Genomic DNA, 14,101 nt, shown 5'->3' on the forward strand with positions numbered 1-14,101 from the left:
ACGTGAAACCTTGCCCAGGTCACGGAAATGTATCGGACAAACCGCGCACCAACCTTCACAGAAGACACACGAGTTGGCTAGTTTGCCGTCAGGCCGCACGACCCCTCTCCGGCGAACGTCGCCGGGCCATGCGGCCTCCGCCGAGTCCGGCGCACCCCGCACGGTGCCCGGAGCCGGGGACCCACCGTTCCTGGGGTGAATCGGCCGACTCCCGCCAGGGACGAGGCCGTAGGGCAACCCTTCCACCCGCCCGAACCCGACAGCTAACCCGGTAGGCGGCAGCACGGAAGGAGTCGCCACTCTTGGCGTCGCACCGCAAGCCGCGCCCCGGCGGGACCCAGGGGGCGGGCATCCGCACCCCCGCCCTCGCCACCGCCGCTCTCACCTCTGTGGCCGTGTTCTCCCAGACCGCCGAGGCCACGTCCGCGGCCGGTCACGGCAGGCCGAGTCTGGAGGAGGTCGAGCGGAAGATCGACGACCTGTACCGCCGGGCGGAGTCGGCGGCCGAGACATCCGTCACGTCCGGCACGGGCAGGGAGCGGGGCGAGAGGACCGAGCGGGCCGAATGGGTCCAGGAGGCCGAGCGGGCGCGGCAGGCCGAGCGGGCCGAGCGGGCGCAGCAGGCCGAACGGGCCGAGTCCGCGCGGCGCCGTGCGGACAGCCTCCAGCGGCTCCGCGACGAGGTCGCCCGGCGCGCCCAGGACCGCGGCCTGCCCACCCAGCGCGGCGCCCTCCCCGCCCAGCGGGGCGCCCTGTCCGCCCGGCAGGGGACGATCCCGGCACAGCGCGGCACCGGCAAGGCCGGGCTCGGCACCGCTGCGGCCCCGGACACCGCCCCCGGCGTTCCCGTACGGGGCACGGGCACCACGCCGTCCGTGCCGCCCACGTCGTCCGTGCCGTCCGCGCGGGATACGGCTCGCACGCGGGACACGGCTCTCACCTCGCCCGTGCAGGACCGAGGCATCCCTTCATACGTACCGGACGCGGGGATCGCTCAGCCCGTACGGGACACGGCGTTCGTTCAGCCGGTACGGGACACGGCGTTCGTTCAGCCGGTACGGGACACGGCGATCACCCGGCCGGTGACGGACCGGGGCACCGCTCAGCCCGTCCGGGACGCGCACATCGCCCCGCACCTTCGGGACACCGGGGCCGCTCCCCTCCAGGACACCGGGGTCACTCCCCTTCGGGACACCGGGGTCGCTCCGCGGGTTCGGGACGGGGGCGACGCACCGGCCGGGCCCGGTACCGCCGCCGCGGCGCCGGCGGACGGCTCGCAGGAGGCCACCGCGAGCGACCCGAAGGCGGCCAAGGCCAGAATCCAGCGGAAGATCGCCCACGCGCGTGTGCTGCTGGCGCAGCGGACCGCCCAGGGCGCCGGCACACCGTCCGGCACGTACGCGAGCAAGGCCAGGAAGGCGATCTCCTTCGCCCGTGCCCAGCTCGGCAAGCCGTGCCTGTCGGGCACCGCCGGTCCCGGCTCCTACGACTGCTCGGGCCTGGTCCAGGCCGCCTGGAAGTCCGCGGGCGTCACGCTTCCGCGCACCGCACGGGAACAGGCCGACGCCGGCACACCGGTCCCGCCGGACGAGGCCCGCCCCGGCGACCTCGTGTTCTTCCACGACGACGTCAGCCATGTCGGGCTCTGGACGGGCAACGGCATGGTGATCCACGCCCCCAGGCCGGGTGCGTACGTCCGCGAGGAGCCGGTCTCCGGCGTCGATGAGGCGGCCGTCCACAGCGTCGTACGGCCGGGCTGACCCCCGGCCTCGGCGGGGGTCAGGTCCAGAGGACGGCGATGAAGACGTTGGCCGTGGTCAGCAGGCCGACCAGGCCGAACACGCCCTTGTCGATCCGCTCCTCGTCGCGCTTCACGTAGACCAGGCCGAGGATCACGATCAGCAGCGCCAGCTTCACGCCGATCTTGACGGTGTTGACGTGGTGATCGTCGGCCTGGTTCAGACCGACCAGGGCCACACCGGTGACCAGCATGGTCACCGCGCCGTGCAGCATGCCCGGCACGAACCGGGCCGTGCCCCGGCCCATCGCCTTCATCTGGGTGAGGAAACCGCCGAGCAGCGCGGCGATACCGACGATGTGCAGGCCGACGAAGAGATGGATGAGTACGTCCATGGGGCCGGAGCCTAACCAGCACCCTCCTGCCCTCCCGCCACCGGCCCCACCCTCGGCCCCGCCCCGCCGACACCACGCCGCCTACGACCCGACGAGCCGACGACCCGGAGGCGCGACCACGCGGTGGTGCGGCGGCACTGTGACACTGCCGCAAGCCCCAGTGCGCAGTGCCGCACCGCGGCACCGCGGCACCGCGGCACCGCGGTCAGTGGAGCCGAGCGTCCGTGACGCCGAGCAACGGCCGCCGTTCACCGCCTGGCGGATCTCGCATATATGCGTCCCATAGCACCCCACGACTCACGCCGGTCCCGCTTCCCGCGCTTCGGTCACCACGCTGCGTGAAGGCGACGACTCCGGCCTGGCGATGCGATCACATACGGTCACATCTCGATCCGTCGGGACCAGTTCCGTACACCGCGTTACCCGCTCGTCATCATCCGGCCTAGCGTCCTCCCCCAGGTGACCGGCTCCCCACCGCCGCCCCGACCAGGGGCGGCCGTCGGCCACCAGCGCCGAGAAAGGCCCGGCGGCGGCCCGTCCCCCTGTGCGGGCCGCCGCCGGGCGTACTGACCGCTCGGTCGTACGAGTCGTACGGAAGGGACGTGACGGTCCAGGTGGCAGCCCACCGCAAGCCCCCACAACGCCCGCTCAGCGGCCATACGGCCCGGACGGCCGCCACCCTCGCCCTGGCGGGCGCGGCCACCGCGGCCGGCTTCGACGGGACGGGGCACGCCGAGCCACAGCTGACTCCGGCGCAGGTGAAGGCCAAGGTGGACGCGTTGTACCGAGAGGCCGAGGCCGCCACCGAGAAGTACGACGGGGCGAAGGAAGAGGCGGACGCCGCCGGGCGGCGGCTGAGCACACTCCAGGACGAGACCGCCCGCAGGCAGGAGAAGCTCAACTCGGCCCGGGACGCCCTGGGGACGATCGCGGCGGCGCAGTACCGGGACGGCGGCATCGACCCGGCCTGGCAACTGGCCCTCTCCAGCGATCCCGACCGGTACCTGGCCGGCGCCGCCCTGGCGGAGCGGGCCGGTGACCGGCAGGCCGCCGCGGTGTCGGGAGTTCGCCGGCAACTGCGCGAGATCGAGCGGCTGCGCGGTGCCGCCCGGATCGAGCTGACATCGCTGCGGTCACGGCAGACCGAGCTGAAACGGCAGAAGAAGACCGTCACCGGCAAGCTCGACGAGGCCAGGAGGCTGTTGTCGTCGCTGACCCCCCGGCAGCGCACCGAGGTCACCGGTGCCGACGGCACGGGCGGACGCGCCTCCCGGTCGGCCGCGGACCCGCGCGAGCCTCTGGCCTCCGCCGCCACGGCCCCCGCTCCCACCGCGCGCGCCGCGGCGGCCGTCTCCTACGCCTACGGCAAGCTCGGCAGCCCGTATGTGTGGGGTGCCACCGGCCCGAACGCCTTCGACTGCTCGGGCCTGGCCCAGGCCGCCTACCGCTCCGCCGGCATCTCCCTGCCCCGCACCACCTACGCCCAGATCAACGCGGGCCGACGGGTCTCCCGATCCGAACTCCAGCCGGGCGATCTGGTGTTCTTCTACTCCGGGATCAGTCACGTCGGCATCTACGTGGGCAACGGCCAGATGATCCACGCCCCGAACCCCTCGGCACCGGTCCGCCTGGCCCCGATCGACGAGATGCCGTTCGCCGGGGCGACCCGGGTGGCGTGAGGGGCCGAGGAGCGGGAGGCGCGGACGGCCGGCCCCGCGGCGGGGTCAGACGAGCCGGCGCGCGGTGGCCCAGCGGGTCAGCTCGTGCCGGTTGGACAACTGGAGCTTGCGCAGCACCGCCGAGACATGGGACTCGACCGTCTTCACCGAGATGAACAACTGCTTGGCGATCTCCTTGTAGGCGTAGCCACGGGCGATCAGGCGCAGCACCTCGCGCTCCCGCTGGGTGAGGCGGTCCAGGTCCTCGTCCACCGGCGGGGCATCGGTGGAGGCGAAGGCGTCCAGGACGAACCCGGCCAGCCGGGGCGAGAAGACCGCGTCGCCCTCCTGGACCCGGAAGATCGAGTCGACCAGGTCGGCGCCCGTGATGGTCTTGGTGACATAGCCACGGGCACCGCCGCGGATCACCCCGATCACGTCCTCCGCCGCGTCGGACACGGACAGCGCGAGGAAGCGGACGGGCTGCTCGGCGTCCGCCGTCAACGCGGCGCACCGGCGGAGCACTTCGACACCGCCGCCGCCCGGCAGGTGGACGTCGAGGAGGACCACCTCGGGCCGGGTGGCGGTGATGACCGAGACCGCCTGGTCGACGTCCGCGGCCTCGCCGACCACCTCGACCCCGGTCTCGGCGGTCTGGCCGATCTCGGCCTGGACGCCGGTGCGGAACATCCGGTGGTCGTCCACGAGCACCACCCGTACGTGCCGTCCGTCCGCGCCGCCGTCGGCCGCCCCGGACCCGGCCGCCCCGGCCGCTCCCGCCGTGCCGTTCGCCTCGGTCGCGTCGCTCATGACGTCTTCTCCGCCCTCTCCATCTCCAGCTCGACCTCGGTGCCGCCGTCCGGCACCGACCGCAGCCGGGCCGTACCGCCGTTGCGTTCCATGCGGCCGATGATCGATTCTCTAACGCCCATGCGGTCGGCGGGTATCGCGTCGAGGTCGAAGCCGGGACCGCGGTCCCGCACGGACACGAAGACCGTCCTGCCCTCGACTTCGGCGTAGACCTGCACGGCACCGCCGTCGCCACCGTACTTGGCGGCGTTCACCATCGCCTCGCGCGCGGCCTGCATCTGCGCGGCGGTCCTCTCGTCGAGCGGGCAGTCGCCCACGATCACGACTTCGATCGGCACACCGTGCTTGTCCTCCACCTCGGCCGCGTTGCGGCGGACCGCCTCCGCGACCGTGTCCGGCTCGTCGGCCTCGTCCTTGCCGGTGCCCTCCGGCTTGTACAGCCACGTGCGCAGGTCGCGTTCCTGGGCGCGGGCGAGGCGGCGCACCTCGCCCGCGTTGTCGGCGTTGCGCTGGATCAGGGTGAGGGTGTGCAGCACGGAGTCGTGGACGTGGGCGGCGACCTCGGCGCGCTCCTGGGCGCGGATGCGCATCAGCCGCTCCTCCGACAGGTCCTGGGTCATGCGGACCAGGTAGGGGCCGGCGAGCAGGGTGATGCCGACGAGGACGGCGAGCGCGGCCTGCAGGACCGCGCCGAGGTGGGCGGCGGAGCCCTGCATCACGAAGATCGCGGAGACACCGGCCGTGACGAGCAGGACGCCGCCGGCCGCGCGCAGCAGGGTGAGGGTGCGGCGGCGTCGGCCGGCCTCGACCCAGCGGGCCCGCCGGGCGTTGTCCGCCTGACGCCAGACGAGGGCGACACCGGCCGCGACGAGCACGGCGGGCACCAGATACGCCTTGGCCGCGCTGCCCAGGTTGACACTGCCCACGAAGACCATCGACACGATGACCATGAGGAGCAGCGCGACGATCTGTCCCCGGTCCGGCTTGCGGGCCACCAGCTTGCGGCGGCCGTCCGGCGAGGTCTCCGTGGCCACCAGCGACGGCTTCTGGTCGCCGACGCCGCCGATGCCGAGCGGGACGAAGAACCAGAACGCCGCGTACAGCAGCGCGCCGAGGCCGTCGGCCAGGAACAGGCCGACGAAGACGAGCCGGACCCAGACGACGGGCAGCCCGAGGTGCCCGGCGAGGCCCCGCGCCACTCCGCCGAGCCAGCGTCCGTCGCTGCTGCGGTAGAGCTTGCGCGGGGGCCGCGGATCGTCGAGGGGCAGGCTTGCGGCTTCCGGCATGCCAACGATGGTCACACGAGCGGAGGGACAGGGCATCAGGGTCGGTCCCGGAGACGCCCCTGATCTCCTCCGGGGCGTGTCCGGGTGGGCGGGGTGTCCGGCGTTCCGCGCCGGTCGAACGCCTCCCCGCCCCGTCTCAGGGCCGATTTCAGGGTTGGCCCAGGGTCGTCCCGACTGCCGCCGCGCCGGCCGGGCCGTCACCATGGACGCATGACCGATCACGAGCACGCCGCGACGGGTCCGGGACCCGGCCCCGGCCCGCGCCCGGTCCCGGGCACCGGGCCGACGGATGCCGCGCCCGCCGCGACGGGAGAGACGGGAGCGGCCGGGGCCGGTCTCCGCGCCGACGGCGGCACCGGCCCCGACACCGGTGCCGGCGAGGGCGGGAACGCCGGAGGCACCGCCCCCCACGCCGGCTCCCGCTCACGCGGCGGCGCCCGGTCCCCCGCGGACGAGCCGGACCAGCAGGAGGACGCCGAGGTCCCCGGCCGGTTCCGGCGCGACCGCCGGCACAAGATGATCGCGGGCGTGTGCGCGGGACTGGGGCGGCAGACCGACATGGACCCGGTGATCTTCCGGATCACGCTGGCCGTGCTGGCCGCGACCGGCGGCCTGGGCCTCATCTTCTACGGCTTCGTCTGGCTCCTGGTGCCGTACGAGGACGAGGACGAGAACGAGCTCCGCAAGCTCTTCACGGGCCGGGTCGACGGCCAGGCACTGGCAGCCGTGCTGTTCGCGCTGGTGGGCTGCGGGATTTTCCTGACCATGCTGAGAAACGGCGGGGTGCTGGCGTTCGCCACGGTGCTCTCGCTGCTGCTCGCGGGCGCGGGGTACTGGTCGCGACGCCGGGGCGCCCCCGACCCCGATCCCCTGGCCGCGCAGGCCGCCGCCGACGCCCCGCCGGAGGCCCAGGCGCCGCCGGTCGTCACCACCTACCCCTCCTGGTGGCGGGACCCGATCGTCAAGGACGGCACCCATGTCGGCGGCACCGGCTATCTGTGGGGGCCCGGCGACGCCCGCCGGCGGGACCTCACCTCGGTCCTGGACGTCGGCATCCCCGACCCCTGGACGCATCCCGGGGCGATACATCCGCCGCGCACCGCGCCCCCGAGACCGCGCGGCCCCCGCTGGATCGGCGGCTGGGTGTTCCTGCTGGCCCTGCTGGCGGGCGGCCTGGGCACCGGCCTCAGCTGGGACACGCACCCACTGGGCACCAGCCTGCAGACCGGCCTGGCGTGCGCCCTCGCGGTGTTCGGGCTGGGCCTCGCGCTCAGCGCGTTCCTGGGCCGGACCGGGGCCGGGACGGTGTTCCTGGCACTGGTCACGGCGGCTCTGCTCGCCGGGGCGGCGGCTCTGCCCAAGGACATCACCACCCAGTGGCGGGAGACGTCGTGGAAGCCTGCCGCGGCGGCCCAGCTGCGATCGGCATACGACCTCGGCACCGGGCGGGGCACCCTCGACCTGACGCGGGTGCACCCCGGCGCGGGCCGGACGGTCGCCACGGACGCCCGGGTGGGCGCCGGAAAGCTGAAAGTGATCGTGCCGGCGCGCGCGACGGTGAAGATGAGCATCGATGTGGGAGTGGGCGACATCCGGTTGCCCGGGGACAGCCGAAAGGACGTGGACGTGCAGCCCGGCAGGCACAAGGACGTGACGCTGACACCGGCCGAGGGTGCCGCGAAGTCGGGCACGCTGGACCTCACGCTCGGCGTGGGAGTGGGACAGGTGGAGGTCAGCCGTGCTGCGTCATGAGTTCCAGCCCGGGAAGCTGGTCGCCGGGCTCTTCCTCACCGCCACGGGCGCGGTCTACGCGGGGGACGCGGGCGGTCTGTGGGACACCCCGTGGTTCGCGGTCGTGCCGCTGGTCGTGGGCGGCCTGTGCCTGGCCGGCGTCACGGCCACCCTCGCCCGGGGGATACGCGGACGGGGCGGCGGCGAGGGCGGTTAGCGCAGGCCGCGGGAGCGGCGCCGGGCCCGCCAGGCCGCGTCCAGCGAGAGGTAGGGCGCACCGGCGAGGATCAGGGGGAGCCAGGCCATCAGATAGGCCAGGTCGTTGCCGTAGTAGTAGGGGGTGGTCGCCCAGCTCACCGTCAGCCAGAGGCTGAGCGAGATCAGCGCGCCGCCGAGTGCGGCCAGCCGGCCGAACAGACCGAGCAGGGTGCCGATGCCGACGGCCAGTTCCCCGAGGGAGATGGCGCAGCCGAAGCCGACCGGGTTCTTCAGGGCGAGGTCGATCAGGGCGGGGACGGCGGCGGAGTCCCGGGCCGCGCGCATGGTGTCGCCGATCGAGCCGGCGCCGCCGGACTTCAGGAACGTGCCGTCGGTGAGCTTGTTCAGGCCCGCGTAGATGAAGGTGACGCCCAGGAAGACGCGCAGTGGCAGCAGGGCGTAGTGGGCGGCTGTGTCCCGCCAGCCGCGGGGCCCTTCCAGCCGGGCGGAGATGTCCGTCCGCATGCCGTGGGTCATCGCTGCCAGCCGCCTCTCGCCCGCCGTCCTCACGTGACGATACGTATGACGAAGGGAGGCAGTTCAATCCTGTCCCGGACGATTTTCCGGATATCGGGCGTCCGAGCGGCCCCTCCCGGCGCTCATTCCGTCACCTGGAGGGGGTAGCGGTTGGTCGCGACGCCGGCCGCGGTCACCACCTGGACGTCCACCGCGCCGGGCTCCACGTCCGCGGGGACGGGCACGGTCAGGGCGGTGTCCGTGGGGTTGCGGAAGCCGCCCGCGACGGGGACCAGGGGGACGTGGACGTCGACCGCGCCGATGCGGACCACCATCCGGGAGAGCCGGTCGGCGCTCTGGGCACCGGGCGGGACGAAGCCGGAGCCGCGGATCTCGATGTCGTCACCGGTGCGGACCGGGCCGTCCAGGTCGCCGGGCTCGCGGGCGCGGACCACGGAGAGGATCACCGGTCGGCCGCCCTCGGCGTACTTGCCGGCCAGGTAGGTCGCGGCCGAGATCAGCACGATCACGCCGAGACCCCAGGGCAGGTCGGGCAGCTGATCGGGACGGCGGGCCAGCCGTACGGCGGCGAACAGCAGGGCCACGGCGCTGACGGCGACGTACTGGATGTCGGCGAAGGCGCCCCGGCCGGAGTCGTCGGTGAGCAGGTCGGCGGCGCGCGGGCGGTGGGCCGGCACCTTCTGCAGCCGCTGGCCGAGGATGCGCACGCCCACCACCCGGCGGACCAGGACGGCGATGCCGCACACCACGGCGAGGACGGTCACCACGCCCGCGCCGCGCGCCAGATCGAGACCGGAGATCAACGCGTCGCGTTCGGCGTGGCCGGAGGCGGCGGCCAGGCGGGCGGCCAGCAGCAGGACGGCGTAACCGACGAACAGCACCCAGCAGGCGGCGACGGTACGGGAGGTGGAGATGCGGTTGTCCTCGCCGATCACCGGCGCGAGCGCACCGCCGCGCGCCCGGTGGAAGAAGCAGGCGGCGGTCAGCGCACCGGCGACGGCGAGCGCGGCGAGCAGGGCAGCGGTGCGGGCGCCGGTCCAGCCCGCGCCGATCGCGGTGAGCGACTCGGCGAGCAGCAGTGCGATCACCGCGCCCCACACCGCGCACACCGTCCGCAGCCACAGCCGGGCGAGCCGGACCGTGCCCTCGGCGCGGCCCTGTTCGGCGACGGCCTCGGCCCGCTGGGTCAGTTCCTCGGAGACCCACTGGCGGGACGCCGAGGCCGAGTGCGCCACGGCCGTCGGCAGTCCCCGGCCGGCGGCGAACTCGTCGCGCCGACGCAGGAACGCGGCGACGGCCCGCCGGTGCCCCTGCCGGGCGCCGTGCGGACAGTCCCCGCAGGTGCAGCCGCCCTCGTGGACGCCTTCGGCACCCGTGTCCCCTCTCGCCTCCTGCACCGCCACGTCCGACGCCCGCCTTCCCCACGACCTGCCGAGTCGGCCGCCGGCGCCCGTGGTGGGCACGACGTCCGGACAACTCCCCGGTGTTGACAGCGAATTGTGCCCTACCGCGGGCCGTCCGGGGCGGCTGGGCCGGGTCACCGCGGGTGAAGCCGGGGCCGCCGTGTTGACCCGGCCGCGAGGGTCTCCGTAGGGCCGAGATCATCCAGCGGTACGGGACCCGGGCCTTCGACGGCAGCACGATCCGGATCACTCCCGGGCTGCATCGCTGCGTGCCGTTGTTCCGGCAGACGTACGGGGAGATCGCCGTACCGCTGGAGGCGGTCTCGGGTGTCGGCCACGAGCCGGAGCGCCGGCGCGGACGGCTAAGGATGCGGGGGCGGGGGCGGGTGCGGCGGTGGTCTCAGCTGAGCAGGTCCGGTTCGCTGCGGCTGATGTCCTGCCACAGCGGCTGGTAGTTGATCCAGCCCACCAGGTCGCCGCCGAGCTGTTCGCGGGTGGCGACGGCCGCCTTGTGGTCGATGAGCACGGGCCGGCCCGCGGCCTTGGCCAGCAGCTGCACCTGGCAGGACCGGTCCAGGGAGAGGAACCACCAGGCCGCCGCGTCCACCGAGTCGCCGACGGTGAGCAGTCCGTGGTTGCGCAGCACGAGTGCCTTGCGGGAGCCCAGGGCGGCGGCGATCCGGCGGCCCTCCTCGGCGTCCACGGTGACACCGGTGTAGGTGTCGTAGAGGGCGAGGTCCTCGTAGAAGGCGCAGCTCTCCTGGGTGATGGGGTCGATGAGGTCGCCGAGGGCGGCGAGGGCGCGGCCGTGCACCGAGTGGCAGTGGGCGACGGCGACGACGTCGGGGCGGGCCGCGTGCACCTGGGCGTGCACGGTGAAGGCGGCCTGGTTGACGTGGTAGCGGCCCTCGACGACCTGACCGTCCTGGTTGACGAGGACCAGATCGCCGACGGTGACGTGCTTGAAGGGCATCCCGAAGGGGTTGACCCAGAAGCAGTCGGTGAACTCCGGGTCCCGGGCCGTGATGTGCCCGGACACCCCGTCCTCGAAGCCGGCGCGCCCGAAGATCCGCAGGGCGCCCGCGAGCCGTTCCTTGCGGTGCCGGCGTTCGTCCTCGGCCGAGTCGTGCATCGGCGGCATGGCGAACCGCAGCTGGCCCGTGGGCAGCGGCAGGGGCGGGGTGGGCCCGTGCATAGATCCTCCCGTACTTGCATGGCGTACGGGCCGGAAGGTACCGCCGGGGGGCGCAAAAGGGCAGAGCCGGTTTGTAAAGATGCCGTACGCAGCGGATACCCGACAGAGGATGTCGGGATTCCCGGTGAGACTGGCGCGCATGAACTGGGCATCCTTCAGCACCGCCGCACCCGAACTGGCGAGGATCGCCGAAGAGCGCTTCGGCGCGTACCGGCATCACGTCCTCGCGACCCTCCGCGGGGACGGTTCGCCCCGCACCTCGGGCCTGGAGGTCCGGATCCTGGGCGGGGAGCTGTGGCTCGGCATGATGCCGGGCTCGCTCAAGGCCCTCGACCTGCGCCGGGACCCGCGTTTCACCCTCCAGGCCAACCCCGGCGACGGGACGGAGACGAGCGGCGTCGGGGACGTGCGGGTCGGCGGGCGGGCGTTCGAGGTCGAGGAGGGCGCGGCCAAGGCCGCGTACGTGAAAGAGGTGGAACCGCCGCAGCCGTTCCACCTCTTCCGCACCGAGCTGACGGAGGTCGTACGGACCTACGTCGAGGACGACACGTATCTGGTCGCCCAGGTCTGGAAGTCCGGAGAGCCGGTGCGCACTCTCAGGCGGACGTGACCTTCAGCCGCGGGAGGACTACTCCCACTCGATGGTGCCCGGCGGCTTCGAGGTCACGTCGAGGACGACCCGGTTGACGTCCCGGACCTCGTTGGTGATCCGGGTCGAGATGCGGGCGAGGACGTCGTACGGCAGCCGGGACCAGTCCGCGGTCATGGCGTCCTCGGAGGAGACCGGGCGCAGGACGATCGGGTGGCCGTAGGTGCGGCCGTCGCCCTGGACGCCCACGCTGCGGACGTCGGCGAGCAGGACCACCGGGCACTGCCAGATGTCGCGGTCCAGGCCGGCCGCGGTCAGCTCCTCGCGGGCGATGGCGTCGGCGTCGCGCAGCAGGTCGAGCCGCTCCTTGGTCACCTCGCCGACGATCCGGATGCCGAGGCCCGGGCCGGGGAACGGCTGGCGCTGGACGATCTCCTCCGGCAGGCCCAGCTCCTGGCCGACCATGCGGACCTCGTCCTTGAACAGCTTGCGCAGCGGCTCGATCAGCTTGAACTCGAGGTCCTCGGGCAGGCCGCCGACGTTGTGGTGCGACTTGATGTTCGCGGTGCCGGTGCCGCCGCCGGACTCGACCACGTCCGGGTACAGGGTGCCCTGGACCAGGAACTCCACGGCCGGGCCCTCGTCGGCGATGATCTCGGCCTGCGCCTGCTCGAAGACGCGGATGAACTCCCGGCCGATGATCTTGCGCTTCTCCTCGGGGTCCGAGACGCCCTTGAGGGCGTCGAGGAAGCGCTCCTCGGCGTCGACGACCTTCAGCTGCACGCCGGTGGCCGCGACGAAGTCCTTCTCGACCTGCTCGGTCTCGCCCTTGCGCATCAGGCCGTGGTCGACGTACACGCAGGTCAGCTGGGAGCCGATGGCCTTCTGGACGAGGGCGGCGGCGACGGCGGAGTCCACGCCGCCGGACAGGCCGCAGATCGCGCGCTTGTCGCCGACCAGCTCGCGGATGGCCTCGACCTGCTCCTCGATCACGTTGCCGGTGGTCCAGTTCGGCTCGAGGCCGGCACCGCGGTACAGGAAGTGCTCCAGCACCTGCTGGCCGTGCGTGGAGTGCATGACCTCGGGGTGGTACTGGACGCCGTAGAGCTTCTTCTCGTCGTTCTCGAACGCGGCGACCGGGACGACGTCCGTGGACGCGGTGACCGTGAAGCCCTCGGGGGCGGCGGAGCAGGCGTCGCCGTGCGACATCCACACCTGCTGCTCGCCCGGGGTGCCCTCGAACAGGGTGGAGGAGTTCCTGGAGACGTGGAGGTCGGTACGGCCGTACTCGCGCGCGCCGGTGTTGTCGACGGTGCCGCCGAGGACCTGCGCCATCAGCTGGAAGCCGTAGCACATGCCGAAGACGGGGACGCCGGACTCGAAGAGCTCGCGGTCGAGGCGGGGGGCACCCTCCTCGTACACCGACGAGGGGCCTCCGGAGAGGATGATCGCCGCGGGGTTCTTGGCGAGCATCTCCTGGACCGGCATGGTGCTCGGCACGATCTCGCTGTAGACCCGCGCCTCGCGGACGCGACGGGCGATGAGCTGGGCGTACTGCGCGCCGAAGTCGACGACCAGGACGGTGTCGGTGGTGGCGGCAGTGGGAGTCGCTGATGACACGGGGTGCCTTCTGGTGGTCGGGCGGGGGTCTGTGCTACCGAGTCTAACGGGGGTGGGCGGGAAGGCCCTCCCCCGTAGGGCGCCGTGGCATACTGGCGGTATGCGCAAGCACTCGACCTTCGTCTTTACCTATGGCATCCGGCCCGCCGGCTGCCATGGTCGTGCTGCTTGAGCTGACGCCAAGCGACTTCCCAGGCGCCCCGGGCCGACAAGGCCCGGGGCGCCTGTCGTTGTTCCGGGTTCTGCGTTCCAGGGGCCTCCGCCGCACCGACCGAGGAGCCCGACATGACCACCACCACCCCGGAGACGACCGCCGCCCCGCAGGTGGTCGCCACGCCCGCGCCGGCCACCACTCCCGCGCCGGTCTCCGACCCCGAGGCGACCATCGCCGGCGCCCGGGAGCGCATCGACGCGCTCGACGACCGGATCATCGGCCTCATCCAGGAGCGGATGGCCGTCTCCGCCGTCGTCCAGCAGACCCGGATCGCCTCCGGCGGGCGGCGGGTGCACCTCTCCCGCGAGATGGAGATCCTCGGCCGCTACCGGGACGCCCTCGGCAAGCCCGGCACCGCCCTCGCGATGACCCTGCTGGAGCTGTGCCGGGGTCGCATCTGAGTTCGGTCCCGGTCTCACCCGTACGGCGCGTGACCGGCCCGCGCACCGCTTCGTTGAGGGGGTGTCCGTGTCAGCCAGGGGCGGGCCCGACAGAACCACGCGTGGCTCGCCGGAGCGATGAGGCGTACGGGTCGTGCCGTACGCCGTGGGACCTCGCTCCGGAAAGTGACCGGACGGCAGGGGACAGCAGCCCGGTCACCCATGAGAACGGCCGGCTCCGGGGACGCCCGGGGCCGGCCGGCGGAAAACTGCATGCAGGTCACAGGGCACATGAACAGCGGCGCACTCCCCCCCGGCGCCGCTCCCAGGCACCGGCGCCGCCCTGA

Annotated in this window: 13 protein-coding genes, 1 pseudogene and 1 riboswitch; of the genes and pseudogenes, 7 read left to right on the plus strand and 7 right to left on the minus strand. The window is 73.3% G+C overall.

The genetic code is table 11. The features are described from left to right. Window positions 1-128: 128 nt before the first annotated feature. Window positions 129-294, plus strand: a riboswitch (cyclic di-AMP (ydaO/yuaA leader). Between the two features lie 8 nt (window positions 295-302). After that, window positions 303-1,760 carry an NlpC/P60 family protein gene (locus tag ACZ7KF_RS25470; RefSeq protein WP_471079343.1) on the plus strand — a complete coding sequence of 486 codons (1,458 nt, stop codon included), beginning with the start codon at window positions 303-305 and terminating at the stop codon, window positions 1,758-1,760. 19 nt (window positions 1,761-1,779) lie between these two features. Here the strand turns inward: ACZ7KF_RS25470 and ACZ7KF_RS25475 are convergent, their stop codons facing one another. Further along, on the minus strand, window positions 1,780-2,133 hold the full coding sequence (locus ACZ7KF_RS25475; RefSeq protein ID WP_225825070.1) for a hypothetical protein: 354 nt from the start codon (window positions 2,131-2,133) through the stop codon (window positions 1,780-1,782). Window positions 2,134-2,747: 614 nt separating this feature from the next. Between ACZ7KF_RS25475 and ACZ7KF_RS25480 the strand changes: the two genes are divergently transcribed. Continuing rightward, a complete protein-coding gene (locus tag ACZ7KF_RS25480; RefSeq protein ID WP_471079639.1) occupies window positions 2,748-3,812 on the plus strand; it encodes a C40 family peptidase in 1,065 nt (354 codons plus the stop codon). Between the two features lie 45 nt (window positions 3,813-3,857). On the opposite strand, the gene ACZ7KF_RS25485 is transcribed toward ACZ7KF_RS25480, so the two are convergent. Both ACZ7KF_RS25485 and ACZ7KF_RS25490 read right to left on the minus strand, forming a co-directional pair. Beyond that, the gene (locus ACZ7KF_RS25485; protein ID WP_471079345.1) at window positions 3,858-4,601 is read right to left on the minus strand and encodes a LuxR C-terminal-related transcriptional regulator; all 744 of its coding nucleotides are present in this window, start codon (window positions 4,599-4,601) and stop codon (window positions 3,858-3,860) included. Then, window positions 4,598-5,887: an ATP-binding protein gene (locus ACZ7KF_RS25490; protein WP_471079348.1), complete on the minus strand. Its 1,290-nt coding sequence runs from the start codon at window positions 5,885-5,887 to the stop codon at window positions 4,598-4,600. The genes ACZ7KF_RS25485 and ACZ7KF_RS25490 overlap by 4 nt, the downstream gene beginning before the upstream one ends. A 210-nt stretch (window positions 5,888-6,097) precedes the next feature. Here ACZ7KF_RS25490 and ACZ7KF_RS25495 point away from each other — a divergent pair, with 210 nt between their 5' ends. Both ACZ7KF_RS25495 and ACZ7KF_RS25500 read left to right on the plus strand, forming a co-directional pair. Next, window positions 6,098-7,639, plus strand: a complete 1,542-nt coding sequence (locus ACZ7KF_RS25495) for a PspC domain-containing protein (protein WP_471079351.1) — start codon at window positions 6,098-6,100, stop codon at window positions 7,637-7,639. After that, window positions 7,626-7,835, plus strand: coding sequence for a hypothetical protein (locus ACZ7KF_RS25500; protein ID WP_471079354.1), 210 nt, complete (start codon window positions 7,626-7,628; stop codon window positions 7,833-7,835). The genes ACZ7KF_RS25495 and ACZ7KF_RS25500 overlap by 14 nt, the downstream gene beginning before the upstream one ends. On the opposite strand, the gene ACZ7KF_RS25505 is transcribed toward ACZ7KF_RS25500, so the two are convergent. Together ACZ7KF_RS25505 and ACZ7KF_RS25510 are read right to left on the minus strand one after the other, a co-directional pair. Continuing rightward, a complete protein-coding gene (locus ACZ7KF_RS25505; RefSeq protein ID WP_471079357.1) occupies window positions 7,832-8,353 on the minus strand; it encodes a DoxX family protein in 522 nt (173 codons plus the stop codon). The two genes, ACZ7KF_RS25500 and ACZ7KF_RS25505, sit on opposite strands and share 4 nt — an antisense overlap. Window positions 8,354-8,475: 122 nt before the next feature. Further along, entirely contained in the window at window positions 8,476-9,756 is a 1,281-nt protein-coding gene (locus ACZ7KF_RS25510; protein WP_471079360.1) for a hypothetical protein, read from the minus strand. A gap of 197 nt (window positions 9,757-9,953) precedes the next feature. Here ACZ7KF_RS25510 and ACZ7KF_RS25515 point away from each other — a divergent pair. Then, window positions 9,954-10,136 (plus strand): annotated as a pseudogene (locus tag ACZ7KF_RS25515) (DUF4429 domain-containing protein); the annotation flags it as partial. A 20-nt stretch (window positions 10,137-10,156) separates the two neighbouring features. Here ACZ7KF_RS25515 and ACZ7KF_RS25520 read toward each other — a convergent pair. Further along, window positions 10,157-10,951 carry a class II aldolase/adducin family protein gene (locus ACZ7KF_RS25520; RefSeq protein ID WP_471079363.1) on the minus strand — a complete coding sequence of 265 codons (795 nt, stop codon included), beginning with the start codon at window positions 10,949-10,951 and terminating at the stop codon, window positions 10,157-10,159. 139 nt (window positions 10,952-11,090) lie between these two features. Between ACZ7KF_RS25520 and ACZ7KF_RS25525 the strand changes: the two genes are divergently transcribed. Beyond that, window positions 11,091-11,561 carry a pyridoxamine 5'-phosphate oxidase family protein gene (locus tag ACZ7KF_RS25525; protein WP_471079366.1) on the plus strand — a complete coding sequence of 157 codons (471 nt, stop codon included), beginning with the start codon at window positions 11,091-11,093 and terminating at the stop codon, window positions 11,559-11,561. Between the two features lie 18 nt (window positions 11,562-11,579). Here the strand turns inward: ACZ7KF_RS25525 and guaA are convergent, their stop codons facing one another. Further along, window positions 11,580-13,160: a glutamine-hydrolyzing GMP synthase gene (gene guaA, locus ACZ7KF_RS25530; protein WP_471079368.1), complete on the minus strand. Its 1,581-nt coding sequence runs from the start codon at window positions 13,158-13,160 to the stop codon at window positions 11,580-11,582. A 285-nt stretch (window positions 13,161-13,445) separates the two neighbouring features. Between guaA and ACZ7KF_RS25535 the strand changes: the two genes are divergently transcribed. Beyond that, complete coding sequence (locus ACZ7KF_RS25535; RefSeq protein ID WP_471079371.1) at window positions 13,446-13,775, plus strand: chorismate mutase; 330 nt, start codon at window positions 13,446-13,448, stop codon at window positions 13,773-13,775. Window positions 13,776-14,101: the final 326 nt, after the last annotated feature.

This window comes from Streptomyces sp. NPDC038200 (assembly GCF_055600785.1).